The following is a 24,055-nucleotide window of genomic DNA, read 5'->3' as shown; positions in this document are numbered from 1 at the left end:
ATGCCAAAAGTAGCATTATATAACCAAAACGGTTCTACTGCTGGTGATATCGAATTAAACGACTCTGTATTTGGAATCGAGCCAAATGAGAGCGTAGTATTCGACGCTATTCTTATGCAAAGAGCTTCCTTGCGTCAAGGAACTCACAAAGTAAAAAATCGTTCTGAAGTTAGTGGCGGAGGTCGTAAACCTTGGCGTCAAAAAGGCACTGGCCGTGCTCGTCAGGGATCTATCCGTTCACCGCAATGGCGCGGAGGTGGTATCGTATTCGGTCCTACACCACGCAGCTATGCTTATAAATTACCGAAAAAAGTTCGCCGCTTGGCAATCAAATCAGCATTGTCTTCTAAAGTGCAGGACAACAACTTGATCGTTCTTGAAGATCTTACTCTTGATGCGGTTAAAACAAAAGAAATGGCTTCTGTTCTTACAGGCCTTTCTGTTGAGAAAAAAGCTTTAATCGTAACTGCAGATGTAAATGAAACGGTTGCACTTTCTGCCCGTAACCTTCCTGGAGTTACAGTCGTTGAAGCTAACGGAATCAACGTACTTGATGTTGTCGGTCACGAGAAGCTTGTGATGACGAAAGCAGCGGTTGAAAAAGTAGAGGAGGTGCTTGCATAATGAAAGATCCTCGTGATGTTCTTAAGCGCCCCGTCATTACTGAACGTTCTGCTGATTTAATGGCTGAAAAAAAATATACGTTTGAAGTAGACGTAAGAGCTAATAAAACAGAAGTGAAAGATGCAGTTGAAGAAATCTTTGGAGTGAAAGTTGAGAAAGTCAACATAATGAACTACAAAGGGAAATTCAAACGTGTCGGCCGCTACTCTGGTATGACGAACAAACGCAGAAAAGCCATTGTCAAGCTTACTGCAGACAGCAAAGAAATCGAAATTTTTGAAGCTTAATCATTTGTAAAAAGAAGGAGGGAAATTCAAAATGGCGATTAAAAAGTACAAACCGACCTCTAACGGACGTCGCGGCATGACGACTTCTGATTTCGCTGAAATCACGACAGATCAGCCGGAAAAATCCTTGCTTGCCCCGCTTCATAAAAAAGGCGGACGTAACAACCAAGGGAAATTGACTGTACGTCATCAAGGCGGCGGACATAAACGCCAATATCGTATTATCGACTTCAAACGCGATAAAGATGGTATACCTGGACGCGTTGCTACAGTTGAGTACGATCCAAACCGTTCAGCAAACATTGCTCTAATTAACTATGTAGACGGAGAAAAACGCTACATTTTGGCTCCTAAGGGGCTTGAAGTAGGCACTGAAATCATGTCAGGTTCAGAAGCTGACATTAAAGTAGGTAACGCACTTCCACTGATCAACATCCCAGTTGGTACAGTTGTGCACAATATTGAATTGAAACCAGGAAAAGGCGGACAGCTGGTACGGTCAGCTGGTACATCTGCTCAAGTTCTTGGTAAAGAAGGTAAATACGTTCTTGTACGTCTGAACTCCGGTGAAGTTCGCATGATTCTTTCTGCTTGCCGCGCGACAATCGGTCAAGTGGGTAACGAGCAGCACGAACTGATCAACATCGGTAAAGCAGGACGTTCTCGCTGGAAAGGCGTTCGCCCTACAGTTCGCGGTTCTGTTATGAACCCTAACGATCACCCACACGGCGGTGGTGAAGGACGCGCACCTATCGGACGTAAATCACCTATGTCTCCATGGGGTAAACCAACTCTTGGATTCAAAACTCGCAAGAAAAAGAACAAGTCAGATAAATTCATCGTACGTCGTCGTAAAAATAAATAACGGGGTTGTCTACGGTTCTTATCGGACCGTAGCGCAATCACGAAGGGAGGTTCCAAAATGGCTCGCAGCTTAAAAAAAGGACCATTTGTCGATGATCATCTAATGACAAAAATCGAGAAATTAAATGAAACGGATAAGAAACAAGTTGTGAAAACTTGGTCTCGCCGTTCAACTATTTTCCCGCAATTCATCGGTCACACAATCGCAGTCTATGATGGACGCAAACATGTGCCTGTTTACATCTCTGAAGATATGGTAGGTCACAAGTTGGGTGAGTTTGCACCTACTCGTACTTACAAAGGTCATGCTAGTGATGACAAAAAAACAAGACGCTAATGAGAGGAGGCTTTTAAATGCAACAAGCTAAAGCTGTCGCAAGAACAGTCCGTATTGCTCCTCGTAAGGCACGTCTAGTAATGGACCTGATTCGAGGCAAGCAAGTAGGTGAAGCAGTATCAATCTTAAACCACACGCCAAAAGCTGCTTCCCCGATTATTGAAAAAGTTTTAAAATCTGCTATCGCTAACGCTGAGCACAACTATGAAATGGATGCAAACAGCCTGGTTGTTACTCAAGCTTACGTGAACGAAGGCCCTACGTTGAAAAGATTCCGTCCGCGCGCTATGGGACGTGCAAGCCAAATCAACAAACGTACGAGCCACATTACTATCGTTGTATCAGAAAAGAAGGAGGGATAACTCGTGGGTCAAAAGGTAAATCCAGTCGGTCTTCGTATTGGGGTTATACGTGATTGGGAATCTAAGTGGTTCGCTGGCAAAGATTACGCAGACTTCCTTCACGAAGATCTAAAAATCCGTGAATTTATTAATCAACGCCTGTCTGACGCTTCAGTTTCTAAAGTGGAAATCGAGCGTGCGGCAAACCGTGTCAATATTACGATCCACACAGCTAAGCCTGGTATGGTTATCGGTAAAGGCGGTTCTGAAGTCGAAGCGCTTCGCAAAGCCCTTAACAGCCTTACTGGCAAGCGTGTACACATTAACATTCTTGAAATCAAAAGAGCTGATCTTGATGCTCAGCTAGTTGCAGATAACATTGCTCGTCAATTGGAAAACCGTATTTCTTTCCGTCGTGCGCAAAAGCAACAAATCCAACGCACAATGCGCGCTGGTGCACAAGGAATTAAAACAATGGTTTCCGGTCGTCTTGGCGGCGCTGATATCGCTCGTTCTGAATATTACAGTGAAGGAACTGTTCCATTGCACACATTGCGTGCTGACATCGACTATGCTACATCTGAAGCTGACACAACTTACGGTAAGCTCGGTGTAAAAGTCTGGATCTATCGTGGAGAGGTTCTTCCTACTAAGAAGAAAACTGAGGAAGGAGGAAAATAATATGTTAATGCCAAAACGCGTTAAATATCGCAGAGAGCATCGCGGAAAAATGCGCGGCCGTGCGAAAGGCGGCACTGAAGTGCATTTCGGTGAATACGGTATCCAGGCTCAAGAAGCTTCTTGGATCACAAACCGCCAAATCGAAGCAGCACGTATTGCGATGACTCGTTACATGAAACGTGGCGGTAAAGTTTGGATCAAAATTTTCCCTTCTAAGCCTTATACAGCTAAGCCTCTAGAGGTTCGGATGGGTTCCGGTAAAGGTGCTCCTGAAGGATGGGTAGCTGTTGTAAAACCGGGCAAAGTTTTATTTGAAATTTCTGGTGTGTCTGAGGAAGTCGCTCGTGAAGCTCTTCGTCTTGCATCTCACAAATTGCCAATTAAAACGAAGTTCGTAAAACGTGAAGAAATTGGTGGTGAATCAAATGAAAGCTAATGAAATTCGTGACCTTACCACTGCTGAAATTGAACAAAAAGTAAAGTCTCTTAAAGAAGAACTTTTCAATCTTCGCTTTCAATTAGCGACAGGACAACTTGAAAATACTGCTCGCATTCGTGAAGTGCGCAAGTCAATCGCGCGCATGAAAACTGTGATTCGGGAAAGAGAAATTGCTGCCAACAAATAATTCCGGAGGGAGGTTCTCTAAAACATGAGCGAACGCAATCAGCGCAAAGTCTACCAAGGACGTGTTGTTTCTGACAAAATGGATAAAACCATTACTGTTGTTGTAGAAACTTACAAAAAACATTCACTCTACGGTAAACGCGTAAAGTACTCTAAAAAATTTAAAGCACATGATGAAAATAATCAGGCTAAAATCGGTGACATCGTAAAGATCATGGAAACTCGTCCATTATCTGCGACTAAACGTTTTCGTCTAGTTGAAGTTGTCGAAGAAGCTGTTATTATCTAATAAAGTTCGGAAATCCTTTTTCCGAAGGGAGGTAACAAATAATGATTCAACAAGAGACTCGTTTAAAAGTAGCTGATAACTCTGGCGCGCGTGAAGTTCTTACGATCAAAGTTCTTGGCGGTTCCGGACGCAAAACGGCTAACATTGGTGATGTCATTGTTTGCACGGTTAAACAAGCAACACCAGGAGGCGTTGTCAAAAAAGGTGATGTCGTTAAAGCTGTTATCGTTCGTTCTAAGAGCGGAGCACGCAGAAATGACGGATCTTACATCAAATTCGACGAGAATGCATGTGTTATCATCCGTGACGACAAAAGCCCGCGCGGAACTCGTATCTTCGGACCTGTTGCACGTGAACTTCGTGACAACAACTTTATGAAAATTGTTTCTTTAGCTCCAGAAGTACTTTAATGATATCAATGCCGGACTTGAAGGAGGTGCGATCAGGATGCATGTTAAAAAAGGCGATAAAGTAATGGTTATCTCTGGTAAAGACAAAGGGAAACAAGGAGTGATCCTTGCAGCATTCCCTAAAAAGGACCGCGTACTTGTTGAAGGTGTCAACATGGTGAAGAAGCACGCTAAGCCGACACAAGCAAACCCTCAAGGCGGAATCTTAAACCAAGAGGCGCCAATTCATGTGTCAAACGTAATGCCGCTCGATCCTAAAACAGGTGAAGTGACTCGCGTAGGATACAAAGTAGAAAATGGCAAAAAAGTTCGTGTTGCAAAAAAATCTGGGCAAGTTCTAGATAACTAGTAATAAAGGAAGGGAGGTCTATCTCATGAACCGCCTTAAAGAAAAGTACAATAAAGAAATTACACCTGCATTAATGAACAAGTTTAACTACAACTCTGTAATGCAAGTGCCTAAAATCGAAAAAATCGTAATCAACATGGGTGTTGGTGACGCTGTTCAAAACGCTAAAGCAATCGATAGCGCAGTTGAAGAACTAACGTTTATCGCTGGTCAGAAACCTGTCGTTACTCGTGCGAAGAAATCTATTGCTGGATTCCGTCTTCGTGAGGGAATGCCGATCGGTGCGAAAGTAACTCTTCGCGGAGAGCGCATGTACGATTTCCTTGATAAACTGATTTCTGTTTCTTTACCGCGTGTACGTGACTTCCGCGGGATTTCCAAAAAGTCTTTCGACGGCCGTGGAAACTACACACTTGGAATTAAAGAACAGCTGATCTTCCCTGAAATTGACTATGATAAGGTTACTAAGGTTCGCGGTATGGATATCGTTATTGTAACGACTGCCAACACGGATGAAGAAGCTCGTGAACTGTTAACTCAATTAGGTATGCCATTCCAGAAATAATCAATGAAAGGGAGGCGAAATCGTGGCTAAAAAGTCAATGATTGCGAAACAAAAACGCACACCGAAGTTTAAAGTACAAGAGTACACTCGCTGCGAACGCTGCGGACGTCCACACTCAGTCATTCGTAAATTTAAACTTTGCCGTATTTGTTTCCGTGAACTTGCATATAAAGGACAAATTCCTGGCGTTAAAAAAGCCAGCTGGTAATCCCCGTTAATGGGAAGGAGGTTATTAAATAATGGTTATGACAGATCCGATTGCAGATATGCTGACTCGTATTCGTAATGCAAACATGGTACGTCATGAGAAGCTTGAAATCCCTGCTTCTAAGTTGAAAAGAGAGATCGCTGAAATCTTGAAACGAGAAGGTTTCATCCGTGACGTAGAATTCATTGAAGATAACAAACAAGGCATCATCCGTGTTTTCTTGAAATACGGACAAAACAACGAACGTGTCATCACTGGCCTTAAAAGAATCAGCAAACCTGGTCTGCGCGTTTACGCTAAGTCAAACGAAGTGCCTCGCGTACTGAACGGACTTGGAATCGCAATTCTTTCTACATCACAAGGTGTGTTAACTGATAAAGAAGCTCGCGCTAAGCAAGCCGGCGGAGAAGTATTAGCATACGTTTGGTAAGAAGTTTAACATGAATGGAGGTGTTTGGTATGTCTCGTGTAGGTAAGAAGCTACTTGAGATTCCTTCAGGTGTTACAGTTACAATGAACGACAACACTGTAACCGTGAAAGGACCAAAAGGAGAATTAACTCGTACGTTTCATCCTGATATGAAGATTAAAATTGAGGACAATGTACTGACTGTAGAACGTCCTTCTGAAAATAAAGAACATCGCGCGCTGCATGGTACAACTCGCAGCATCATCGGAAACATGGTTGAAGGTGTATCTAAAGGGTTTGAAAGAGGTTTGGAATTAGTCGGTGTCGGTTACCGTGCTTCTAAATCCGGAAACAAACTTGTTTTAAACGTTGGATACTCTCATCCAGTAGAGATCGTTCCTGAAAACGGAATTGAAATCGAAGTTCCATCTCAAACAAAAATAGTCGTTAAAGGTACGGATAAAGAACGCGTTGGTGCTACTGCTGCCAACATTCGCGCTGTACGCTCTCCAGAGCCTTACAAAGGTAAAGGGATTCGCTATGAAGGAGAAATGGTTCGTCGTAAAGAAGGTAAATCTGCTAAGTAAACCCGCTTAAAGTGAGAAAGGAGTGACCCAGATGATTACGAAAACAAGCAAGAATGCTGCACGTCTTAAAAGACACGCTCGTGTTCGTTCGAAGCTTTCAGGAACGCCTGAAAGACCTCGTCTAAATGTTTTCCGTTCAAACAAACATATCTACGCACAAGTGATCGATGACGTGAACGGTGTTACACTTGTGAGTGCATCTACTCTTGATAAAGACTTCAACGCCGAAAACGGCGGCGATACGTCTGCGGCTGCAAAAGTTGGAGAGCTTGTTGCAAAACGCGCTTCTGAAAAAGGTATCACAAACGTCGTGTTCGACCGTGGCGGTTACCTCTATCATGGACGTGTAAAAGCTTTGGCTGATGCTGCACGCGAGGCTGGATTAGAATTTTAATAAAAGAAGGAGGGACATATGAATATGCGTCGTATTGACCCAAGCAAATTAGAGTTAGAAGAACGCTTAGTTACCGTTAACCGCGTAGCGAAAGTTGTTAAAGGTGGTCGTCGTTTCCGTTTCGCAGCTCTAGTCGTTGTCGGTGACAAAAACGGTCACGTAGGATTCGGAACTGGTAAAGCACAGGAAGTGCCGGAAGCGATCCGCAAAGCTGTAGAAGATGCGAAAAAGAATTTGATCGAAGTACCAATGGTTGGAACTACAATTCCACACGAAATCATCGGACGTTTCGGTGCAGGAAACATCTTGTTAAAACCTGCTTCTGAAGGTACGGGAGTCATCGCTGGAGGCCCAGTACGTGCGGTACTTGAGCTTGCCGGTATAGCTGATATCCTTTCTAAGTCTCTAGGTTCTAACACACCGATCAACATGATTCGTGCAACAGTCCAAGGTTTAAGCGAGCTGAAACGCGCCGAGGAAGTTGCGAAGCTTCGTGGAAAATCTGTAGAAGAACTGTTAGGATAAGGAGGGAACATTAATGGCTAAATTAGAAATTACCCTCAAACGCAGTGTAATCGGTCGCCCGGAAGATCAGCGCATTACTGTCAGAACGCTTGGTTTAAAGAAAACAAACCAAACAGTCGTTCATGAAGACAACGCTGCGATCCGCGGCATGATTAACAAAGTATCTCATTTAGTTTCTGTTAAAGAACAATAATAATAAACGATAAGCTAAGGAGGTGTCCTAATGAAACTTCATGAATTAAAGCCCGCAGAAGGTTCACGCAAAACGCGCAACCGCGTAGGTCGTGGTATTGGTTCTGGAAACGGTAAAACAGCTGGTAAAGGTCATAAAGGTCAAAACGCTCGTTCCGGCGGCGGTGTACGTCCTGGATTCGAGGGTGGACAAATGCCTTTATTCCAACGTCTTCCGAAACGCGGTTTTACAAACATCAACCGCAAGGACTTCGCTGTAGTCAACCTAGACAAACTCAACAGCTTTGCAGAAGGGACGGAAGTTACTCCTGAACTTCTTTTGGAAACAGGTGTAATTAGCAAGTTGAAATCTGGAGTGAAAATTCTTGGCGACGGTAAATTAGAAAAGAAATTAACTGTTAAAGCCAATAAATTCTCCGCTTCTGCTAAACAAGCAATTGAGGCTGCTGGCGGTACAGCTGAGGTGATCTAACTTGTTTAAGACAATCTCCAATTTTATGCGTGTGAAGGATATTCGGAATAAGATTATCTTCACTCTTTTAATGCTTATCGTCTTTCGTCTCGGTTCGTTCATTCCTGTGCCGCATGTAAACACAGAAGTTTTGAAGGCACAGGACCAAATGAGCGTATTTGGGATCCTTAACACATTTGGCGGCGGTGCATTATTCAACTTCTCCATTCTTGCGATGGGGATCATGCCTTACATCACAGCTTCGATCATCATCCAGCTTTTGCAGATGGATGTTGTGCCGAAGTTTACCGAGTGGTCTAAGCAGGGAGAAGTTGGTCGCCGAAAATTAGCTCAGTTCACAAGGTACTTCACAATTATTCTTGGGTTCATTCAAGCGCTGGCTATGTCTTACGGATTTAATAATATGGCGGGCGGCGCGTTGATTAGTGACCCGGGATTCGGTACTTATTTGACCATTGCGATTGTGCTGACTGCCGGAACTGCTTTTTTAATGTGGCTGGGAGAACAAATTACGTCCCATGGAGTTGGTAATGGAATATCGATTATCATCTTCGCCGGTATCGTTGCCGGTATTCCGCAGACGGTCAATCAGATCTACGCTCAGCAGTTTACAGACGCTGGAGATCAGTTGTTCTTGCAAATCTTAAAGGTTGTCATCATATTGGTTGCGATTGTGGCGATTGTCGTTGGCGTGATTTTTATCCAACAGGCAGTAAGAAAAATCTCAATTCAATATGCGAAAGGTTCAGGCCGTTCACCGGTTCCTGGCGGTCAGTCAACACACTTGCCGCTGAAGGTTAACCCGGCGGGTGTTATTCCGGTTATCTTTGCTGTTTCGTTTATCATTACACCGCGGACCGTGGCTTCATTCTTTGGTACCAACGATGTGACGAACTGGATCCAAAAAACGTTTGATTACACGCATCCGGTTGGAATGGCGATCTATGCAGCACTGATTATTGCCTTTACCTATTTCTATGCATTTGTCCAGGTTAACCCTGAACAAATGGCCGATAATCTTAAAAAACAAGGCGGCTATATTCCGGGAGTTCGTCCAGGAAAAATGACTCAGGATAGAATTACGAGCATCTTGTACCGGCTGACATTTGTCGGCTCCATATTCTTGGCCGTGATTGCCATTCTTCCTGTCTTGTTCGTTAATATTGCCGGGCTGCCTTCTTCTGCACAAATTGGCGGAACAAGTTTGCTGATTGTGATCGGTGTTGCACTGGAAACGATGAAGCAGCTTGAAAGCCAGCTGGTGAAACGAAACTATCGTGGATTTATGAAGCACTAGAGGAAATGGGATGCGCCCATTCCTCTAAAATAGAGAGGACGGGGAATCCGAAATGAACTTAGTCTTAATGGGACTGCCTGGAGCCGGTAAAGGAACACAGGCTGAACGGATTGTTGACGATTTTGGGATACCTCATATCTCAACAGGAGACATGTTCCGCGCTGCGATGAAAGAAGAAACTGATCTGGGGCTGGAAGCTAAATCATACATTGATAAAGGCGAGCTTGTTCCGGATGAAGTGACAATTGGTATTGTCAGGGAAAGACTTGGCAAGAATGATTGTGACCGAGGTTTTCTTCTGGACGGATTTCCGAGAACAGTCGCTCAAGCTGAAGCACTTGAGGAAATTCTTAAAGGACTTGGCAAGTCGATCGATCATGTCATCAACATTCAAGTCGATAAAGATGCATTGATGGAACGTCTGACGGGACGCAGAATCTGCAAAAATTGCGGTGCAACTTATCATTTAGTCTTTAATCCGCCTGCAAAAGAAAATGTATGCGATAAGTGTGGAGGAGAGCTCTATCAGCGTGAAGATGATAATGAAGCTACAGTTTCCACACGACTTGAGGTCAACCTGAAGCAAACTCAGCCTTTACTCGATTTTTATGCGGATAAAGGATATCTTGTAAACATTGACGGTCAAAAGAACATCAATGAAGTTTACGGTGATATAAGGGAGCTTCTCGGGGGCCATGGCAAATGATTATTTGTAAAACGCCCCGGGAAATCGAAATTATGCGGGAAGCAGGCCGGATTGTTGCTTTAACTCACCAGGAGCTAAAAAAACACATCAAACCCGGCATCTCGACAAAAGAATTGGATCAAATTGCCGAACGTTTTATTACAAAGCAAGGTGCAATCCCATCTTTTAAAGGGTATAATGGTTTTCGCGGGAGCATTTGCGTTTCAGTCAATGAAGAACTCGTTCACGGTATACCGGGTAAAAGGGTGCTTCGTGACGGAGACATCATCAGCATCGACATCGGTGCGAAGTTAAACGGTTATCATGGCGACTCTGCCTGGACTTATCCGGTGGGAACGATCAGCGCTGAGGATCAAAAGCTGCTGGATGTGACAGAGGAGTCTTTATATAGAGGCTTGCAGGAAGCAAAACCGGGAGAACGGTTGTCGAATATTTCCCACGCAATACAAACGTATGTCGAAAATGAGCAATTTTCAGTTGTCAGGGAATATGTAGGACACGGGGTCGGTCAGAACCTGCATGAGGATCCGCAAATTCCTCACTATGGTCCGCCGAACAAAGGCCCGCGCTTAAAGCCTGGCATGGTCCTGGCCATTGAGCCGATGGTCAACGCTGGCACCCGTTATGTTAAGACATTAGCTGATAACTGGACGGTTGTAACTGTGGACGGGAAGAAGTGTGCTCACTTTGAACACACGATCGCGATTACGGAGACAGGTTTTGATATACTGACAAAAGCCTAGGTGAAATGAGATGAATCGGAAAACACCTGAAATTGGACAGTTCGTACGCATTACGCAAGGACGCGAAATGGACCAATACGCGGTTGTCATTGATATATTCGATCATCATCATGTGCTGATAGCAGACGGAGAAAAGCGTAAATTTCATTCTCCTAAGAAAAAGAATATCAATCATTTAACCTTTTATGATTGCGTATCTCCGGAAGTTCAGAACAGTATAAATGAAACTGGGCGTGTGACAAACGGAAAATTGAGATTTTCTCTTTTGAAATTTGTCAGAGAGCAAGTTACTGATTTGAAGAAGGGAGAACACTTGAATGGCGAAAGACGATGTAATTGAAGTGGAAGGTACTGTAGTCGAAACGCTGCCAAACGCAATGTTCAAAGTTGAACTTGAGAATGGCCACACGGTTTTGGCTCACGTATCTGGTAAAATCCGCATGCACTTCATTCGCATTTTACCTGGAGACAAAGTTACGGTAGAATTATCTCCATATGACTTAACTCGTGGTAGAATTACGTACCGTTACAAATAAAGCACTCCGGAAATTGAAGGAGGTTGGAAACACATGAAAGTGAGACCATCAGTTAAACCGATCTGTGAAAAATGCAAAGTCATTCGCAGAAAAGGAAAAGTAATGGTGATCTGTGAAAATCCAAAGCATAAACAAAAACAAGGATAATTTTTAAGGAGGTGCGAGAGAGATGGCTCGTATTGCTGGTGTAGATATTCCACGTGATAAACGTGTTGTTATTTCATTAACATACATCTTTGGAATCGGCCGTTCAACGGCTCAGCAAGTCTTGAAAGAAGCTGGTGTTTCTGAAGATACTCGCGTTCGTGATTTGACTGAAGAAGAACTTGGTAAAATCCGTGACGTGATCGACAAACTGAAAGTTGAAGGTGACCTTCGCCGTGAAGTGTCTCTTAACATTAAACGTCTGATCGAAATCGGAAGCTACCGCGGAATTCGTCATCGTCGCGGATTGCCTGTTCGCGGTCAAAATACTAAAAATAACGCGCGTACTCGTAAAGGTCCGCGTCGTACTGTAGCTAACAAGAAAAAATAAGCAAGGGAGGTAACTAAACTATGGCTGCTGCTCGTAAATCAAACACGCGTAAACGCCGCGTGAAAAAGAATATTGAATCTGGAATCGCTCATATTCGTTCAACTTTCAACAACACGATCGTTACTATTACAGATGTTCATGGCAATGCTATTTCTTGGTCAAGTGCCGGAGCTCTAGGATTTAGAGGTTCTCGTAAATCCACTCCATTTGCTGCACAAATGGCTGCTGAAACAGCTGCTAAAGGTTCTATCGAACATGGACTGAAAACTCTCGAAGTAACTGTTAAAGGACCGGGTTCTGGCCGTGAAGCTGCAATCCGTGCTCTCCAAGCTGCCGGACTTGAAGTTACAGCGATCAGAGACGTAACACCTGTTCCTCATAACGGATGCCGTCCGCCAAAACGTCGCCGCGTGTAATTTGTTTGTATAGATTTTGTGTCCCTGTCAATAATGGGTTATGATACAGTTAATTTATAAAACGAATGCACACTCGTTGCCTGAGCACATACGGGACTAAACAATGGGGAATTTCGGATAGAATGAGAGCCGTTCTTTCCGGGGTTTCGACGTTTTGAAGGAGGGTTTTATGAAATGATCGAGATTGAAAAACCAAAAATCGAAACGGTTGAAATCAGCGACGATGCCAAGTATGGTAAATTTGTCGTAGAGCCACTTGAGCGTGGATATGGTACAACTTTGGGTAACTCCTTACGTCGTATCCTTTTATCCTCACTCCCTGGTGCCGCTGTAACATCGATCCAGATAGATGGTGTACTGCATGAATTCTCGACGATCGAAGGCGTTGTTGAAGATGTTACAACGATTATCTTAAACATTAAAAAACTTGCACTGAAAATCTACTCTGAAGAAGAGAAGACGCTTGAGATTGATGTACAGGGTGAAGGAGTTGTAACAGCTGCTGATATTACCCACGACAGCGATGTTGAGATTTTGAATCCTGATCTTCACATTGCGACTCTTGGCCAAAATGCGAGTTTCCGAGTTCGCTTAACCGCTCAAAGAGGTCGCGGGTATACACCAGCTGACGCGAATAAAAGAGACGATCAGCCGATTGGCGTCATCCCGATTGATTCCATCTTTACACCTGTTTCTCGTGTATCTTATCAAGTTGAGAATACTCGTGTGGGTCAGATTACAAACTATGACAAACTTACGCTTGACGTATGGACAGATGGAAGCACTGGACCAAAAGAAGCAATTGCGCTTGGTTCAAAGATTTTGACTGAACACCTTAATATTTTTGTCGGTTTGACCGACGAAGCCCAGCATGCTGAAATCATGGTTGAAAAAGAAGAGGATCAAAAAGAAAAAGTTCTTGAAATGACAATTGAAGAGCTTGATCTTTCCGTCCGTTCTTACAACTGCTTGAAACGTGCGGGCATCAATACGGTTCAAGAGCTTGCGAACAAGACCGAAGAAGATATGATGAAAGTTCGCAACCTGGGTCGCAAATCACTTGAAGAAGTGAAAGCGAAACTTGAAGAACTTGGACTCGGCCTTCGCAAAGACGATTGACTAGTTTCCATGTGAACTAGGATTTTCGTGTGTTTTTTATTTCAGATAGAGTATTTCAATAAAGGAGGGGACACCACATGTCATACAGAAAACTGGGACGCACTAGTGCACAGCGTAAAGCAATGCTGCGTGATCTTACAACAGACTTGATCATCAACGAGAGAATTGAAACAACAGAAGCTCGCGCGAAAGAACTTCGCTCTGTTGTAGAAAAAATGATTACACTTGGCAAGCGCGGAGATTTACACGCACGCCGCCAAGCAGCTGCATACATCCGCAACGAGGTAGCGGACGCAGAGAAAGACCAAGATGCACTTCAAAAACTTTTCTCTGATGTAGCACCTCGTTATGAAGAGCGCCAAGGCGGATACACACGTATTATGAAGCTTGGTCCTCGCCGTGGTGACGGAGCACCAATGGCTATCATCGAATTGGTTTAATCACATATTTTGTGTGTCTAAAGAAGGGCGGGACAGTTTTTAACTGGATCTATGCCCTTTTTTTAGATACCGGAATATTTTTGCACGAAGAACAGTCAGATAAGCGGAGCTTTAGAGGAGAGGAGGCCGGACGGGCGAATGAATCAAGAACGATTAATTGCTGCAAAGGATATCACGTTCCGCTACCAGGAAGGCGCCGACAGACCTGCACTTGATCATGTATCCTTCCATGTTTCAAAGGGTGAGTGGCTGGCGATCGTCGGTCACAACGGGTCGGGGAAATCGACGCTTGCCCGCGCTTTAAACGGCTTGATTCTTCCTGATGAAGGATCGATTGAAGTCGGCGGCATCAGACTGACGGAAGAAACGGTCTGGGATATCAGAAAAAAAGTCGGCATGGTGTTTCAAAATCCCGATAATCAATTTGTCGGGACAACCGTTCGCGATGATGTGGCTTTTGGTTTGGAAAACAACGGCGTTCCCAGAGAAGACATGGTGGAAAGGGTAGATTGGGCTGTTCAGCAAGTGAACATGCAGGAATTTCTCGATCAAGAGCCGCACCATCTCTCAGGAGGACAAAAGCAGCGCGTTGCGATTGCGGGAGTGCTTGCCGCCCGTCCTGATATCATGATTCTTGATGAAGCGACTTCAATGCTTGACCCGATGGGGCGAGAGGAAGTGCTTGAGACGGTCAGGCGGTTAAAGGACGAAGGTATGGTGACGGTCATTTCGATTACGCATGATTTAAATGAGGCGGCAAAAGCCGACCGGATCATTGTCATGAACGGCGGCAGGAAATATGCCGAAGGTGTGCCTGAAGATGTGTTTCGTCTCAACAAGGATCTCATCGACATCGGACTTGATTTGCCATTTTCCTTTCAGCTCAGCCAGATGCTGAAAGAAAACGGTCTTGATGTGAAGGGCGATCATCTGACACAAGAAGGATTGGTGAATGAGCTATGGACATTGAGATCAAAGATGTAGAGCACCGATACCAGATGAAAACGCCTTTTGAACGCCTGGCGATATATGATGTCAATGCCGTGATCAAGGAAGAAAGCTACGTCGCCGTCATCGGTCACACAGGATCGGGCAAGTCGACGCTGCTTCAGCACCTGAACGGTCTGTTAAAGCCGACAAAAGGACAGATTCGCCTTGGACAAGATGTGATCGAAGCAGGCAAGAAAAATAAACATTTAAAGGCTTTGCGCAAAAAGGTCGGCATTGTTTTTCAGTTTCCCGAGCATCAGCTGTTTGAAGAGACGATCTTAAAGGACATTGCTTTTGGGCCCGTCAATTTTGGCATGAGCCGGGAGAACGCTGAAAAAAAGGCGAGGGAAATGCTGCAGCTTGTTGGGTTGGATGAAGAACTGTCAGACCGTTCTCCATTTGAGCTGAGCGGAGGTCAGATGCGCCGGGTGGCCATCGCTGGTGTTCTGGCGATGGAGCCTGAAGTTCTCGTTCTTGATGAACCGACGGCAGGCCTTGATCCGAGGGGCCGGAAAGAGATCATGGACATGTTCTACCGCCTTCACAAACAAAGGAAGCTGACGACGATTCTCGTCACACACAGCATGGAGGATGCGGCCGCCTATGCAGATGAGCTGATCGTGATGCACAAAGGCACGGTAAAAGCGAAAGGATCGCCGCGCGATATCTTTTCTAAGCGAGATGAAATCGCCGGTTTAGGGCTTGACCTGCCGGAAACGATTAAATTTCAGCAACGGCTTGAAGAGGCGCTCGGCATTACCTTTAAAAAGCCCATCCTGACGATTGAAGAGGCAGCCTCTGAAATCAAAGCGCTCTTTCAGGAGGAAAATGCCCTATGATGGACAGTATTATTATCGGCAAGTATGTGCCCGGTTCTTCGATCATTCATCGTCTTGACCCGCGCACGAAGCTTGTGACCATTTTCCTTTTTGTCTTTATCGTTTTTTTTGCAAACAATACAGAAACATATGCGCTTCTTGGCGTGTTTACGCTGCTTGCGGCCGCTTTCTCAGGCGTTCCGGCCCGTTTCCTTATGAAAGGGATGAAGCCGGTTATCTGGATTGTGCTGTTTACGTTTCTGCTTCATATTTTGATGACACGGGAAGGATCTGTGATCGCCGATCTCGGGCTGTTTAAAATATATGAGCAGGGGCTTGTTCAGGGAATTTTTATTTCGCTTCGTTTTATTTATTTGATTTTGATCACAACGCTATTAACATTAACGACCACACCGATCGAAGTAACAGATGGGCTTGAGCATTTGCTTGGTCCGTTTAAAAAGCTGAAGCTGCCTGTTCATGAACTCGCTTTAATGATGTCCATTTCGCTCAGATTTATACCGACCCTTATTGAAGAAACGGATAAGATCATGAAGGCGCAGATGGCGAGAGGCGTAGATTTTACAAGCGGTTCTGTCAAAGAACGCGTCAAGGCGATTGTTCCCCTTCTTGTTCCGCTGTTTGTCAGTGCGTTTAAGCGGGCTGAAGAGCTTGCAACCGCAATGGAAGCACGCGGATACCGGGGAGGGGAAGGACGCACGAAATACAGGCAGCTGACGTGGAAATGGAAGGATACTTCCGCCATCCTGATTTTAGTTGTGCTTGCCGTATTGCTAATCCTTTTGCGGACTTAGGTGATATAGACATGAGAATGAAGTGCACCATTTCATATGACGGACACCTTTTTTTCGGCTATCAGGTTCAGCCGGGGAAAAGAACGGTTCAGGATGAGCTGGAAAAGGCGTTGAAGACCCTTCACAAATCGAAGGAGCGCATCCCTGTCGTATCATCCGGCAGAACCGACAGCGGCGTCCATGCGGTCGGACAGACGATCCACTTTGACAGCACGCTCTCCATCCCTGAAGCAAAATGGCCTTATGCATTAAATGCCCTGCTTCCCGATGATATAACCGTCAACAAAGCGGAAGCGGTCGATGAGCAGTTCCATGCGAGGTTTTCCGCAAAGAGAAAAGAGTATCGTTATCTGATCGACAGGGGCAGACATGCGGATGTATTTAAACGGCACTATGCATACCATGTTCCGTATGAGCTTGATACGGAGAAAATGAAAGAAGCGTCCGATTATTTGATCGGCACCCATGATTTCACAAGCTTTTGCGCGGTCAAAACCGATGTGAAAGACAAAGTCAGAACGATCTATGAGCTGGAATGGTCTGAAACGGATGACGGCCTGCAAATGAGAATCGTGGGAAGCGGATTTTTGTATAACATGGTCAGGATTATCGCCGGTACACTGCTTGACGTCGGAACTGGTAAATTTTCTCCCGATGACATCGGGAAGATGATCGCCGCCCAAAATCGCGATGCCGCGGGGCGCACCGCACCGGCTCATGGACTGTACTTATGGAACGTCATCTATGACAACTAAACCAGGTGTAACATTTTCTTGACAGAGAGTGCAGAAAGTTATAAGATATCATATGGTATGTATTTCAACCCCACGATAAGCCCCGGAACTTATTGTGTTGTGAAATAGAACGTAATCAAAGTTTATTGAAATTGACAGATCTTTTAGGAGGGAAATTCAATGCGTACAACACCTATGGCTAACGCAAGCACTATTGAACGCAAGTGGTTAGTTGTTGATGCTGCTGGCAAGACGCTAGGACGTCTTTCTACAGAAGTTGCATCTATCCTTCGCGGAAAACATAAACCAACTTACACACCACACGTTGACACTGGAGATCATGTGATCATCATCAACGCTGAAAAAATCGAGTTAACTGGTAAAAAGTTAACGGACAAAATCTACTACCGTCACACTCAACATCCAGGCGGATTAAAATCAAGAACTGCTCTTGAAATGCGTACAAACTACCCTGAGAAAATGCTTGAGCTTGCTATCAAAGGCATGCTTCCAAAAGGTTCTCTAGGCCGTCAAATGTTCAAAAAATTGAACGTATACCGTGGTTCTGAGCATCCACATGCAGCACAAAAACCTGAAGTTTACGAACTTCGCGGTTAATTAAAAAGGAGGTTACCAATTTGGCACAGGTTCAATATTACGGTACTGGCCGTCGTAAAAGTTCTGTAGCGCGTGTGCGTTTAGTTCCAGGAGAAGGTCGTATCGTCGTTAATAATCGTGAAATCAGCGAACACATCCCGTCTCCAGCTCTAATCGAAGATATCAAACAACCATTAACTTTGACTGAAACAGCTGGAACTTATGATGTTTTGGTAAACGTACATGGAGGCGGCTTATCTGGTCAATCAGGAGCAATCCGTCACGGTATCGCTCGTGCATTGCTTGAAGCAGATCCAGAATACCGTTCAACTCTTAAACGCGCTGGTCTTCTGACTCGTGACGCTCGTATGAAAGAACGTAAAAAATACGGACTTAAAGGCGCGCGCCGTGCACCTCAGTTCTCAAAACGTTAATTTTGGACGTTTGGAAGGCTCTCAATCCTTTGGATTGGGAGCCTTTTGTTCTTCATCACGGTCCGTTTTAAATGCGTCGTCCCACATATGAAGCGGATACCGGAGTACAGTTCATCTCCCTTGCCCAGACGGATATTTGTCCGTTATGGTGAATTTCATGAGCGATCAAATGCCTTAAAATAGCCCCCTCTGTATAAGCCTCATCAGACCATGACGCTTTAATCAGCTTTTGTTCAGAAGCGCTGCAAAAGCTGGATACCGCATCTTCCACTTCAGGCCGATATGCTTCAGAAAAACGAATGATATGCTGTATGGTCTGAAAGTCGGTAAAGTCAGGGGCAATATCCGGTTTGTCTAATATGGCGTAAATCCAGCTCACTTCAACATCGACAATATGAAAGAGATTTTTCAAAATGCTTCCCATACCCCCTGAACGCCTCTTCTCAAGTTCTTCCCGCGGCTGCTGCATACACCAGTCAAACCATTCATCGCGAACCTGCCAATTATACTGAAACAATCCTTTCACCTCATGCTCACCTCTCCTAATATTTTCGGCTTCTTCCTCCGTTTCCCTTCTTTAGGCAAGCATGATTTGCGGCTCCTGATTGCACAATACAGGGTAAAAAGGAGGCGGTGTTATGGGGACTGTATTATCATTTATTGAAGTAAAACAAAAAAAGCAGATTCATTTAGAGAAAAAGCTGCTCTGTGAGCTTTCTTTGGAAAAAATGATCACCAGGGCAGAGGAATGCTTTGCACCTCTTTTTTATTTCTATTCAAAGCATACGGATATCCTATATGACGGATGCATCGATTTTGCGATTGAAGCGTATTTGATGGGTGCTCAATATGGTAAATTCGGCTATCACGGAGAATCTGTTCAAAAAGCGATGGCTCGTTCGGAAAAGGAAGAAAGGCAGCTTCTTCATGAACTTTATGACTATGCGGTCAGCTGGTCTGAAGCTTTTAACATTGCAGTTGCCAATGAACCGCTCTATTATGCATGTGAGTCCTTTATCCAAAGCTGGTGGAAGGAAGGATTCAACCAAAGGGAAAAGCGGTTCAAACTCCGCCTCAAATAATCTTGAGAATCGGAAAAAGTTTTATTTGAATGTGCAGCAGGACTGAATCATATTTCCTTTCCTTGTCCCATATCTTGTAATAAGGACAAGCGGGAGGGAAAGGGATGAAGAAGAAAATAAAATGGCTTGGGTTTTTACTCGGCTTTGTCGTTTTATTATGTTTATTTCAGTACCAATTCAACAATGATGATTCTTGGAAATCATGGAATCTGCCATTAAGCGGAAAAATCATTTATATTGATCCCGGACATGGGGGCCCTGACGGAGGCGCTTCCGGTGGAGACCTTCTGGAAAAAGACGTGGCGCTTGAGGTTTCATTGAGAGTCAGGGATTACCTTCAGGAGCAGGGAGCGTTGGTGCTGCTGACCCGTGAAGATGATCATGACCTTGCCCCGGAGGAAACGAGGGGGCTTAGCAGAAGGAAAGCGGAGGATCTGCGTAAGAGGGTGGATATGATCAATAGCTCTGAAGCGGATCTTTACATCAGCATTCATTTGAATGCCATTCCTTCAGCAAGATGGAGCGGAGCGCAGAGTTTTTTCTATGGACAGTATGAAGAAAATGAACGGGTGGCCAAGTTTATTCAGGATGAACTAAGGCATAACCTTGAGAATACAAACCGGAAAGCAAAGCGGATCCACGGTATTTATCTGATGCAGCATGTGGAGAAGCCGGGAGCGTTAGTCGAAATCGGGTTCTTATCAAATCCCGGGGAAGCCAAACAGCTGGGGAAACCGAAATACCAGGATAAAATCGCTGCCTCCATTTATAAAGGTGTGCTTCGATATTTCACAGAAGACAGAGACCCTCCTGAATAAGGAGGGTTTCCTGCGTTTTCCGCATTGCGTCAAAGACACTGAAAGGAAAGATATGCTATACTTATTTTGTAAACGAATACAACAAAGGGTGAGATTCAATGATGCGAGAAGACGATGTAAATAAAATAGTCGGCGATTTGTACGAGCCTTTTCTTCATAAGCCGCTCAGCGAACTGGATGCTGTCAAAGACATTAAAATAAAGCCTGAAAAGCAGCATGTCAGCGTAAAAGTGGCGCTCGCAAAAACGGGATCTGCCGAACAGATGCAGCTTCAGCAGGAGATCGTTACAAGACTGAAGGAAGCCGGCGCAGAGACGGTGGGACTGCGATTTGAAGAGCTGCCGGAAGAAGTGGTCATGAAATATCAAGAGCCCGCTCCAGGCCAAGGCAAGTCATTGCTGAACAGTGATAAACAGCCCGTTTTCTTAGCCGTTGCAAGCGGAAAAGGCGGTGTCGGCAAGTCGACGGTTTCGGTAAACTTGGCTGTTTCCCTTGCGCGTCTCGGAAAAAAAGTCGGCTTGATTGATGCCGATATTTACGGTTTCAGCGTGCCTGATATGATGGGAATCACGGTGCGGCCTACAATAGAAGGCGAGAAGGTTGTCCCTGTCGAAAGATTTGGCGTCAAAGTGATCTCGATGGGCTTTTTCGTTGAAGATAATGCACCTGTCATTTGGAGGGGCCCGATGCTTGGGAAAATGCTGAATAACTTCTTTCACGAGGTGGAATGGGGAGATGTCGATTACATTATTTTAGACCTTCCGCCAGGTACCGGTGATGTCGCGCTTGACGTCCATTCCATGCTACCGAGCTGCAAGGAAGTGATCGTTTCGACACCGCATCCGACGGCAGCATTTGTCGCCGCCAGAGCAGGGGCTATGGCGTTGAAGACCGACCATGAAATCGTGGGAATCGTTGAAAATATGGCTTATTTTGAAAGTGCCAAGACGGGCGAAAAGGAATACGTCTTTGGCAAAGGCGGAGGCGAAAAGCTTGCCGAAGAACTAGGCGTCCCTATTTTAGGCAAAATACCGCTCAGGCAGCCGGATTGGGATGATGATGATTTTGCACCATCCGTGTATGATCAAAACCATCCGACAGGTGAGATCTATTTAGATATTGCCAAAAAAATCGATCAAAGCATCAGCCTGCAAGCATGAAAAAGAAGCTTCTTCCGGAGAAGAAGCCAGGTGATGAGGTCAGGCGAAGCGTTTAGCTTTGTTTTTCCTCGCCGCCCTTTAATTCTTCCTTCATGCTTTCGGCGGCCGCTTTCTTCAGTTCTTCTTCAAACTGCTTTTTATAAAGGGGACTTGTAAGAGTTTCGGTTATTACTTCTTTAAGATGGGTTCGAAATTCTTGGCTCTTGACCAGTTCGCCGTATTTTTTGGCCATTGCCGGATCCTGCATGACCTCCATGAGCATTTTTTGATAGTCAGGGTCTTTCATCAGCTTTTTGAGTACCTTTTCATGCTCATTTTCAAGCGTTTTGGCAAAGCCTTCAGCGAACTTCGGGTCTTCAAAAACTTTCTTCCAGAACTCGGTTCCCTTTTTTGAAGTCAGTGTTTTTTCGACGGTCTCTTTGACGGTCTTTTCATCCATTACAAGTGTTTCATTCAATTTGTCATCATTTAAAATTTCCTGAATCGCCTTTTTTCCGTCATCTGTTTTTAATATATCGACAACCATTTTTTTTGTTTCCTCATAGTCCAGCTCAGCTGCTTGGTCCTTGGGAGCACAAGCTGTTACAGATAGAAACAGAAAACAGCTTATCCATAGCATTGCGTGTTTGAACATGCTTAAGCTCCTTTCGAAAACTCTTCTTACTTTTAATATGAATGTCTTTGATGAATTTATACATAACAAAATATCGCTGCATGAAGCGGCAATTTAGGGGTTGGAAAGTCTAAATGAAAAGCCGTAATCTTGTCCGATTTTTCTTTTCTGTGTTAGGTGTTGGAGCATTGACTACAAGCATTGTCGGTTTTGGGATAGAGTGGGGAAGGTATAAGGAACTGTTTTTGTCCTTTGAGGTTCTTGAAATTCTTTCTGTTTTATTTTGGTTTATCGGGGTGGGCATGATCTTTAGTGTGATTGCCCAAATGGGGTATGTCATTTTTTTAACGATTCATCGATTTGCGCTTGAAATATTCAGATCCCATTCTTTGTGGAATTCAATTCAATTGTTTTTAGTTATATTTGTCACATTCGATTTAGTGTATTTGCGTTATTTGTTTTTTGAAGAAGAAGGGGGAGCATTCATCCCGTATATTTGGCTGCCGTTGTTTATATTGGCGGTTGGACTTGTAGCAGCCTATATGAAACAAAAACAGTCCTCAAAAAAAACATTTGTTTCCGCGTTGTTTTTAATGGTCGTGTTTACGGTCTTGGAATGGTTCCCGGCGTTAAGGGTGAATGAAGAGGACTGGCTTTATTTAATGCTGCTCCCTTTATTAAGCTGCAACGCTTTTCAGCTTTTAATGCTGCCGAAATTCTTAAGTCGTACATAGCCTTTGTTATTTCACTTCGGAAGATTGAGCATCGGTATTGGAGATCAACTCGCTCACGGATACATTTTTGAGCCCCTTGCCCCGCAGATGATGGATGATCTCAGGCAGGGCTTCTTTTGTCTGCTTCGCCGAATCTGACGCATGAAAAAGAACGATGTCTCCTGCACTCACTGTGTCATTGACGTTTTGAACAATTTTCCGAACGCCCGGGTTCGTCCAGTCATCGGAATTGATACTATAATGTACGATAGTGTAGCCGTACTGTTTGGCGACATCAAGTACATCTTTATTGAACTGGCCGGTAGGCGGTCTGAGCAGAGTCAGGTCATCGATACCCAACTTTTGAAACGAATTTTGCGCCTTTGTCAGATCTTTTTTGATCTCGCTTTTCTTCATTTGCGAATAGTTTTTATAGGCATAGCCCATGCTGCCGATTTGATGGCCGTCTTTTTGAATTCTTTCCACGACATCCGGATGGCGTTCCGCCCATGAAGCGGAAATAAAGAAAGTGGCATCTTTTATTCCGTTTGCTTTTAATGTATTTAAAATCGGGATTGCTTTTTGGTCTCCCCAGCTGATATTAAATGTCAGGGCCACTTCATTGGAGTCCTTATCTCCCCGATACACTGCTTTTGATCCGCCGTCTGTTGAAAACACAGGAAGAGGAAGCAGGTTTTGCATATAAAAAAAACTGGCAGTGGCAAAAGCGGCAATCATAATAATGATCAGCTGCTTAATCCGTTTTATATGCCATACATAAAAATGGTTCACAGAAAAACTCCTCCTTGTCCATGCTGCTTTGTTTTCATCCTATGCTTGTTTAAAATAGAACATAACAATTATTCGTCATTAGAAAAAAATTAAAAACGTGGTTGACTTCATTTCTTTATGTATGGTATATTGTTATTCGTCGCTGATGAACAGCCGACATGAAAAAGCCCCAAAAAATAATTTCGAAAAAAATTATTGACAATACAGTGGGCTTGATGTTATATTATTAAAGCCGCTGAACGAAGCGGAAATGATCTTTGAAAACTAAACAAGACAAAACGTACCTGTTAATTCATTTTTTATAAATCGCACATGCGAGTGTGCGTAGTCATTATCAAACTTTTCATGGAGAGTTTGATCCTGGCTCAGGACGAACGCTGGCGGCGTGCCTAATACATGCAAGTCGAGCGGACCGACGGGAGCTTGCTCCCTGAGGTTAGCGGCGGACGGGTGAGTAACACGTGGGTAACCTGCCTGTAAGACTGGGATAACTCCGGGAAACCGGGGCTAATACCGGATGCTTGATTGAACCGCATGG

The 24,055-nt window shown here is 44.4% G+C and carries 42 protein-coding genes and 1 rRNA gene; 40 read left to right on the top strand and 3 right to left on the bottom strand.

The window, feature by feature from the left end; translation table 11 throughout:
- The 35 genes from rplD to rpsI all read left to right on the top strand — a co-directional run bounded on the left by rplD (position 1) and on the right by rpsI (position 18,339).
- Positions 1 to 624 (top strand): 50S ribosomal protein L4, encoded by a 624-nt coding sequence (rplD, locus tag ACINLD_RS20865; protein ID WP_026586067.1) that lies wholly within the window; start codon positions 1 to 3, stop codon positions 622 to 624.
- Positions 624 to 911, top strand: coding sequence for a 50S ribosomal protein L23 (gene rplW, locus ACINLD_RS20860; protein WP_026586066.1), 288 nt, complete (start codon positions 624 to 626; stop codon positions 909 to 911). Before rplD ends, rplW begins: the two co-directional genes overlap by 1 nt.
- Positions 912 to 942: 31 nt before the next feature.
- Positions 943 to 1,776, top strand: coding sequence for a 50S ribosomal protein L2 (rplB, locus tag ACINLD_RS20855; protein ID WP_026586065.1), 834 nt, complete (start codon positions 943 to 945; stop codon positions 1,774 to 1,776).
- A 57-nt stretch (positions 1,777 to 1,833) separates the two neighbouring features.
- Positions 1,834 to 2,112 carry a 30S ribosomal protein S19 gene (gene rpsS, locus ACINLD_RS20850; RefSeq protein ID WP_006640321.1) on the top strand — a complete coding sequence of 93 codons (279 nt, stop codon included), beginning with the start codon at positions 1,834 to 1,836 and terminating at the stop codon, positions 2,110 to 2,112.
- 17 nt (positions 2,113 to 2,129) lie between these two features.
- Entirely contained in the window at positions 2,130 to 2,474 is a 345-nt protein-coding gene (gene rplV / locus ACINLD_RS20845; protein WP_026586064.1) for a 50S ribosomal protein L22, read from the top strand.
- A 3-nt stretch (positions 2,475 to 2,477) separates the two neighbouring features.
- A complete protein-coding gene (gene rpsC / locus ACINLD_RS20840; protein WP_026586063.1) occupies positions 2,478 to 3,134 on the top strand; it encodes a 30S ribosomal protein S3 in 657 nt (218 codons plus the stop codon).
- A 1-nt stretch (position 3,135) separates the two neighbouring features.
- Positions 3,136 to 3,570 carry a 50S ribosomal protein L16 gene (gene rplP / locus ACINLD_RS20835; RefSeq protein ID WP_006640324.1) on the top strand — a complete coding sequence of 145 codons (435 nt, stop codon included), beginning with the start codon at positions 3,136 to 3,138 and terminating at the stop codon, positions 3,568 to 3,570.
- Positions 3,560 to 3,760: a 50S ribosomal protein L29 gene (gene rpmC, locus ACINLD_RS20830; protein ID WP_003178343.1), complete on the top strand. Its 201-nt coding sequence runs from the start codon at positions 3,560 to 3,562 to the stop codon at positions 3,758 to 3,760. Before rplP ends, rpmC begins: the two co-directional genes overlap by 11 nt.
- Positions 3,761 to 3,784: 24 nt before the next feature.
- Positions 3,785 to 4,048, top strand: coding sequence for a 30S ribosomal protein S17 (rpsQ, locus tag ACINLD_RS20825; RefSeq protein WP_003178345.1), 264 nt, complete (start codon positions 3,785 to 3,787; stop codon positions 4,046 to 4,048).
- Positions 4,049 to 4,089: 41 nt separating this feature from the next.
- Positions 4,090 to 4,458 carry a 50S ribosomal protein L14 gene (gene rplN, locus ACINLD_RS20820; protein WP_026586062.1) on the top strand — a complete coding sequence of 123 codons (369 nt, stop codon included), beginning with the start codon at positions 4,090 to 4,092 and terminating at the stop codon, positions 4,456 to 4,458.
- Between the two features lie 37 nt (positions 4,459 to 4,495).
- Positions 4,496 to 4,807 carry a 50S ribosomal protein L24 gene (gene rplX / locus ACINLD_RS20815; protein ID WP_026586061.1) on the top strand — a complete coding sequence of 104 codons (312 nt, stop codon included), beginning with the start codon at positions 4,496 to 4,498 and terminating at the stop codon, positions 4,805 to 4,807.
- Between the two features lie 25 nt (positions 4,808 to 4,832).
- Positions 4,833 to 5,372 carry a 50S ribosomal protein L5 gene (gene rplE / locus ACINLD_RS20810; protein ID WP_026586060.1) on the top strand — a complete coding sequence of 180 codons (540 nt, stop codon included), beginning with the start codon at positions 4,833 to 4,835 and terminating at the stop codon, positions 5,370 to 5,372.
- 22 nt (positions 5,373 to 5,394) lie between these two features.
- Positions 5,395 to 5,580, top strand: a complete 186-nt coding sequence (gene rpsN, locus ACINLD_RS20805; RefSeq protein WP_003178353.1) for a 30S ribosomal protein S14 — start codon at positions 5,395 to 5,397, stop codon at positions 5,578 to 5,580.
- A gap of 31 nt (positions 5,581 to 5,611) precedes the next feature.
- On the top strand, positions 5,612 to 6,010 hold the full coding sequence (gene rpsH / locus ACINLD_RS20800; RefSeq protein ID WP_003178355.1) for a 30S ribosomal protein S8: 399 nt from the start codon (positions 5,612 to 5,614) through the stop codon (positions 6,008 to 6,010).
- A 29-nt stretch (positions 6,011 to 6,039) separates the two neighbouring features.
- Complete coding sequence (rplF, locus tag ACINLD_RS20795) at positions 6,040 to 6,576, top strand: 50S ribosomal protein L6 (protein WP_026586059.1); 537 nt, start codon at positions 6,040 to 6,042, stop codon at positions 6,574 to 6,576.
- 31 nt (positions 6,577 to 6,607) lie between these two features.
- Positions 6,608 to 6,970 carry a 50S ribosomal protein L18 gene (gene rplR, locus ACINLD_RS20790; RefSeq protein WP_026586058.1) on the top strand — a complete coding sequence of 121 codons (363 nt, stop codon included), beginning with the start codon at positions 6,608 to 6,610 and terminating at the stop codon, positions 6,968 to 6,970.
- A gap of 24 nt (positions 6,971 to 6,994) precedes the next feature.
- Entirely contained in the window at positions 6,995 to 7,495 is a 501-nt protein-coding gene (rpsE, locus tag ACINLD_RS20785; protein WP_026586057.1) for a 30S ribosomal protein S5, read from the top strand.
- 13 nt (positions 7,496 to 7,508) lie between these two features.
- Positions 7,509 to 7,688 carry a 50S ribosomal protein L30 gene (gene rpmD / locus ACINLD_RS20780; protein ID WP_006640333.1) on the top strand — a complete coding sequence of 60 codons (180 nt, stop codon included), beginning with the start codon at positions 7,509 to 7,511 and terminating at the stop codon, positions 7,686 to 7,688.
- Between the two features lie 30 nt (positions 7,689 to 7,718).
- Positions 7,719 to 8,159 (top strand): 50S ribosomal protein L15, encoded by a 441-nt coding sequence (gene rplO, locus ACINLD_RS20775; RefSeq protein WP_026586056.1) that lies wholly within the window; start codon positions 7,719 to 7,721, stop codon positions 8,157 to 8,159.
- 1 nt (position 8,160) lies between these two features.
- Entirely contained in the window at positions 8,161 to 9,456 is a 1,296-nt protein-coding gene (secY, locus tag ACINLD_RS20770; RefSeq protein ID WP_026586055.1) for a preprotein translocase subunit SecY, read from the top strand.
- Positions 9,457 to 9,508: 52 nt separating this feature from the next.
- On the top strand, positions 9,509 to 10,162 hold the full coding sequence (locus ACINLD_RS20765; protein WP_026586054.1) for an adenylate kinase: 654 nt from the start codon (positions 9,509 to 9,511) through the stop codon (positions 10,160 to 10,162).
- The gene (gene map, locus ACINLD_RS20760; protein WP_026586053.1) at positions 10,159 to 10,905 is read left to right on the top strand and encodes a type I methionyl aminopeptidase; all 747 of its coding nucleotides are present in this window, start codon (positions 10,159 to 10,161) and stop codon (positions 10,903 to 10,905) included. The genes ACINLD_RS20765 and map overlap by 4 nt, the downstream gene beginning before the upstream one ends.
- Positions 10,906 to 10,915: 10 nt before the next feature.
- A complete protein-coding gene (locus ACINLD_RS20755; protein ID WP_026586052.1) occupies positions 10,916 to 11,245 on the top strand; it encodes a KOW domain-containing RNA-binding protein in 330 nt (109 codons plus the stop codon).
- Complete coding sequence (infA, locus tag ACINLD_RS20750; RefSeq protein ID WP_003178377.1) at positions 11,223 to 11,441, top strand: translation initiation factor IF-1; 219 nt, start codon at positions 11,223 to 11,225, stop codon at positions 11,439 to 11,441. The genes ACINLD_RS20755 and infA overlap by 23 nt, the downstream gene beginning before the upstream one ends.
- Positions 11,442 to 11,474: 33 nt before the next feature.
- Positions 11,475 to 11,588: a 50S ribosomal protein L36 gene (gene rpmJ / locus ACINLD_RS20745; RefSeq protein WP_003156543.1), complete on the top strand. Its 114-nt coding sequence runs from the start codon at positions 11,475 to 11,477 to the stop codon at positions 11,586 to 11,588.
- 22 nt (positions 11,589 to 11,610) lie between these two features.
- Positions 11,611 to 11,976, top strand: coding sequence for a 30S ribosomal protein S13 (gene rpsM / locus ACINLD_RS20740; RefSeq protein WP_026586051.1), 366 nt, complete (start codon positions 11,611 to 11,613; stop codon positions 11,974 to 11,976).
- 20 nt (positions 11,977 to 11,996) lie between these two features.
- Positions 11,997 to 12,392 (top strand): 30S ribosomal protein S11, encoded by a 396-nt coding sequence (rpsK, locus tag ACINLD_RS20735; RefSeq protein ID WP_026586050.1) that lies wholly within the window; start codon positions 11,997 to 11,999, stop codon positions 12,390 to 12,392.
- Between the two features lie 174 nt (positions 12,393 to 12,566).
- Entirely contained in the window at positions 12,567 to 13,511 is a 945-nt protein-coding gene (locus tag ACINLD_RS20730) for a DNA-directed RNA polymerase subunit alpha (protein WP_003178382.1), read from the top strand.
- A 77-nt stretch (positions 13,512 to 13,588) separates the two neighbouring features.
- The gene (gene rplQ, locus ACINLD_RS20725; RefSeq protein WP_020449876.1) at positions 13,589 to 13,951 is read left to right on the top strand and encodes a 50S ribosomal protein L17; all 363 of its coding nucleotides are present in this window, start codon (positions 13,589 to 13,591) and stop codon (positions 13,949 to 13,951) included.
- A 138-nt stretch (positions 13,952 to 14,089) separates the two neighbouring features.
- Entirely contained in the window at positions 14,090 to 14,935 is an 846-nt protein-coding gene (locus tag ACINLD_RS20720) for an energy-coupling factor ABC transporter ATP-binding protein (RefSeq protein ID WP_026586049.1), read from the top strand.
- Positions 14,911 to 15,780 carry an energy-coupling factor ABC transporter ATP-binding protein gene (locus ACINLD_RS20715; RefSeq protein WP_026586048.1) on the top strand — a complete coding sequence of 290 codons (870 nt, stop codon included), beginning with the start codon at positions 14,911 to 14,913 and terminating at the stop codon, positions 15,778 to 15,780. Before ACINLD_RS20720 ends, ACINLD_RS20715 begins: the two co-directional genes overlap by 25 nt.
- Positions 15,777 to 16,574 (top strand): energy-coupling factor transporter transmembrane component T family protein, encoded by a 798-nt coding sequence (locus ACINLD_RS20710; protein WP_026586047.1) that lies wholly within the window; start codon positions 15,777 to 15,779, stop codon positions 16,572 to 16,574. Before ACINLD_RS20715 ends, ACINLD_RS20710 begins: the two co-directional genes overlap by 4 nt.
- Positions 16,575 to 16,585: 11 nt before the next feature.
- Positions 16,586 to 17,329, top strand: a complete 744-nt coding sequence (gene truA, locus ACINLD_RS20705; protein WP_077735275.1) for a tRNA pseudouridine(38-40) synthase TruA — start codon at positions 16,586 to 16,588, stop codon at positions 17,327 to 17,329.
- A gap of 159 nt (positions 17,330 to 17,488) precedes the next feature.
- Entirely contained in the window at positions 17,489 to 17,926 is a 438-nt protein-coding gene (rplM, locus tag ACINLD_RS20700) for a 50S ribosomal protein L13 (RefSeq protein ID WP_026586045.1), read from the top strand.
- A 20-nt stretch (positions 17,927 to 17,946) separates the two neighbouring features.
- Positions 17,947 to 18,339 carry a 30S ribosomal protein S9 gene (rpsI, locus tag ACINLD_RS20695; RefSeq protein ID WP_026586044.1) on the top strand — a complete coding sequence of 131 codons (393 nt, stop codon included), beginning with the start codon at positions 17,947 to 17,949 and terminating at the stop codon, positions 18,337 to 18,339.
- 67 nt (positions 18,340 to 18,406) lie between these two features.
- Here the strand turns inward: rpsI and ACINLD_RS20690 are convergent, their stop codons facing one another.
- Complete coding sequence (locus ACINLD_RS20690; protein WP_410207168.1) at positions 18,407 to 18,865, bottom strand: DinB family protein; 459 nt, start codon at positions 18,863 to 18,865, stop codon at positions 18,407 to 18,409.
- 112 nt (positions 18,866 to 18,977) lie between these two features.
- On the opposite strand from ACINLD_RS20690, the gene ACINLD_RS20685 reads away from it, so the two are divergent.
- The 3 genes from ACINLD_RS20685 to ACINLD_RS20675 all read left to right on the top strand — a co-directional run bounded on the left by ACINLD_RS20685 (position 18,978) and on the right by ACINLD_RS20675 (position 21,399).
- Positions 18,978 to 19,421 (top strand): YbaK family protein, encoded by a 444-nt coding sequence (locus tag ACINLD_RS20685; protein WP_026586042.1) that lies wholly within the window; start codon positions 18,978 to 18,980, stop codon positions 19,419 to 19,421.
- 104 nt (positions 19,422 to 19,525) lie between these two features.
- The gene (cwlD, locus tag ACINLD_RS20680; RefSeq protein ID WP_026586041.1) at positions 19,526 to 20,239 is read left to right on the top strand and encodes an N-acetylmuramoyl-L-alanine amidase CwlD; all 714 of its coding nucleotides are present in this window, start codon (positions 19,526 to 19,528) and stop codon (positions 20,237 to 20,239) included.
- Between the two features lie 98 nt (positions 20,240 to 20,337).
- The gene (locus ACINLD_RS20675) at positions 20,338 to 21,399 is read left to right on the top strand and encodes an Mrp/NBP35 family ATP-binding protein (protein WP_277692273.1); all 1,062 of its coding nucleotides are present in this window, start codon (positions 20,338 to 20,340) and stop codon (positions 21,397 to 21,399) included.
- Positions 21,400 to 21,451: 52 nt separating this feature from the next.
- On the opposite strand, the gene gerD is transcribed toward ACINLD_RS20675, so the two are convergent.
- Positions 21,452 to 22,033 carry a spore germination lipoprotein GerD gene (gerD, locus tag ACINLD_RS20670; RefSeq protein WP_026586039.1) on the bottom strand — a complete coding sequence of 194 codons (582 nt, stop codon included), beginning with the start codon at positions 22,031 to 22,033 and terminating at the stop codon, positions 21,452 to 21,454.
- 113 nt (positions 22,034 to 22,146) lie between these two features.
- Here gerD and ACINLD_RS20665 point away from each other — a divergent pair, with 113 nt between their 5' ends.
- Positions 22,147 to 22,746, top strand: a complete 600-nt coding sequence (locus ACINLD_RS20665; protein WP_026586038.1) for a KinB-signaling pathway activation protein — start codon at positions 22,147 to 22,149, stop codon at positions 22,744 to 22,746.
- Between the two features lie 6 nt (positions 22,747 to 22,752).
- On the opposite strand, the gene pdaB is transcribed toward ACINLD_RS20665, so the two are convergent.
- A complete protein-coding gene (pdaB, locus tag ACINLD_RS20660) occupies positions 22,753 to 23,517 on the bottom strand; it encodes a polysaccharide deacetylase family sporulation protein PdaB (RefSeq protein ID WP_026586037.1) in 765 nt (254 codons plus the stop codon).
- 342 nt (positions 23,518 to 23,859) lie between these two features.
- Here pdaB and ACINLD_RS20655 point away from each other — a divergent pair.
- Positions 23,860 to 24,055, top strand: a 16S ribosomal RNA gene (locus ACINLD_RS20655); the annotation flags it as partial.

Source organism: Bacillus sp. z60-11, assembly GCF_046464135.1.
GTDB lineage: Bacteria > Bacillota > Bacilli > Bacillales > Bacillaceae > Bacillus > Bacillus sonorensis_A.
The sequence above is the reverse complement of the archived record's forward strand: the minus strand, read 5'-3'. Positions and strand labels throughout refer to the sequence as shown.

Coding starts and splice junctions, on each gene's coding strand:
- rplD (WP_026586067.1), top strand. CDS start 1: ATGCCAAAAGTAGCATTATATAACCAAAACGGTTCTACTGCTGGTGAT.
- rplW (WP_026586066.1), top strand. CDS start 624: ATGAAAGATCCTCGTGATGTTCTTAAGCGCCCCGTCATTACTGAACGT.
- rplB (WP_026586065.1), top strand. CDS start 943: ATGGCGATTAAAAAGTACAAACCGACCTCTAACGGACGTCGCGGCATG.
- rpsS (WP_006640321.1), top strand. CDS start 1,834: ATGGCTCGCAGCTTAAAAAAAGGACCATTTGTCGATGATCATCTAATG.
- rplV (WP_026586064.1), top strand. CDS start 2,130: ATGCAACAAGCTAAAGCTGTCGCAAGAACAGTCCGTATTGCTCCTCGT.
- rplP (WP_006640324.1), top strand. CDS start 3,136: ATGTTAATGCCAAAACGCGTTAAATATCGCAGAGAGCATCGCGGAAAA.
- rpmC (WP_003178343.1), top strand. CDS start 3,560: ATGAAAGCTAATGAAATTCGTGACCTTACCACTGCTGAAATTGAACAA.
- rpsQ (WP_003178345.1), top strand. CDS start 3,785: ATGAGCGAACGCAATCAGCGCAAAGTCTACCAAGGACGTGTTGTTTCT.
- rplN (WP_026586062.1), top strand. CDS start 4,090: ATGATTCAACAAGAGACTCGTTTAAAAGTAGCTGATAACTCTGGCGCG.
- rplX (WP_026586061.1), top strand. CDS start 4,496: ATGCATGTTAAAAAAGGCGATAAAGTAATGGTTATCTCTGGTAAAGAC.
- rplE (WP_026586060.1), top strand. CDS start 4,833: ATGAACCGCCTTAAAGAAAAGTACAATAAAGAAATTACACCTGCATTA.
- rpsH (WP_003178355.1), top strand. CDS start 5,612: ATGGTTATGACAGATCCGATTGCAGATATGCTGACTCGTATTCGTAAT.
- rplF (WP_026586059.1), top strand. CDS start 6,040: ATGTCTCGTGTAGGTAAGAAGCTACTTGAGATTCCTTCAGGTGTTACA.
- rplR (WP_026586058.1), top strand. CDS start 6,608: ATGATTACGAAAACAAGCAAGAATGCTGCACGTCTTAAAAGACACGCT.
- rpsE (WP_026586057.1), top strand. CDS start 6,995: ATGCGTCGTATTGACCCAAGCAAATTAGAGTTAGAAGAACGCTTAGTT.
- rpmD (WP_006640333.1), top strand. CDS start 7,509: ATGGCTAAATTAGAAATTACCCTCAAACGCAGTGTAATCGGTCGCCCG.
- rplO (WP_026586056.1), top strand. CDS start 7,719: ATGAAACTTCATGAATTAAAGCCCGCAGAAGGTTCACGCAAAACGCGC.
- ACINLD_RS20765 (WP_026586054.1), top strand. CDS start 9,509: ATGAACTTAGTCTTAATGGGACTGCCTGGAGCCGGTAAAGGAACACAG.
- map (WP_026586053.1), top strand. CDS start 10,159: ATGATTATTTGTAAAACGCCCCGGGAAATCGAAATTATGCGGGAAGCA.
- ACINLD_RS20755 (WP_026586052.1), top strand. CDS start 10,916: ATGAATCGGAAAACACCTGAAATTGGACAGTTCGTACGCATTACGCAA.
- infA (WP_003178377.1), top strand. CDS start 11,223: ATGGCGAAAGACGATGTAATTGAAGTGGAAGGTACTGTAGTCGAAACG.
- rpmJ (WP_003156543.1), top strand. CDS start 11,475: ATGAAAGTGAGACCATCAGTTAAACCGATCTGTGAAAAATGCAAAGTC.
- rpsM (WP_026586051.1), top strand. CDS start 11,611: ATGGCTCGTATTGCTGGTGTAGATATTCCACGTGATAAACGTGTTGTT.
- rpsK (WP_026586050.1), top strand. CDS start 11,997: ATGGCTGCTGCTCGTAAATCAAACACGCGTAAACGCCGCGTGAAAAAG.
- ACINLD_RS20730 (WP_003178382.1), top strand. CDS start 12,567: ATGATCGAGATTGAAAAACCAAAAATCGAAACGGTTGAAATCAGCGAC.
- rplQ (WP_020449876.1), top strand. CDS start 13,589: ATGTCATACAGAAAACTGGGACGCACTAGTGCACAGCGTAAAGCAATG.
- ACINLD_RS20720 (WP_026586049.1), top strand. CDS start 14,090: ATGAATCAAGAACGATTAATTGCTGCAAAGGATATCACGTTCCGCTAC.
- ACINLD_RS20715 (WP_026586048.1), top strand. CDS start 14,911: ATGGACATTGAGATCAAAGATGTAGAGCACCGATACCAGATGAAAACG.
- ACINLD_RS20710 (WP_026586047.1), top strand. CDS start 15,777: ATGATGGACAGTATTATTATCGGCAAGTATGTGCCCGGTTCTTCGATC.
- truA (WP_077735275.1), top strand. CDS start 16,586: ATGAGAATGAAGTGCACCATTTCATATGACGGACACCTTTTTTTCGGC.
- rplM (WP_026586045.1), top strand. CDS start 17,489: ATGCGTACAACACCTATGGCTAACGCAAGCACTATTGAACGCAAGTGG.
- ACINLD_RS20685 (WP_026586042.1), top strand. CDS start 18,978: ATGGGGACTGTATTATCATTTATTGAAGTAAAACAAAAAAAGCAGATT.
- cwlD (WP_026586041.1), top strand. CDS start 19,526: ATGAAGAAGAAAATAAAATGGCTTGGGTTTTTACTCGGCTTTGTCGTT.
- ACINLD_RS20675 (WP_277692273.1), top strand. CDS start 20,338: ATGATGCGAGAAGACGATGTAAATAAAATAGTCGGCGATTTGTACGAG.
- gerD (WP_026586039.1), bottom strand. CDS start 22,033: ATGTTCAAACACGCAATGCTATGGATAAGCTGTTTTCTGTTTCTATCT.
- ACINLD_RS20665 (WP_026586038.1), top strand. CDS start 22,147: ATGAAAAGCCGTAATCTTGTCCGATTTTTCTTTTCTGTGTTAGGTGTT.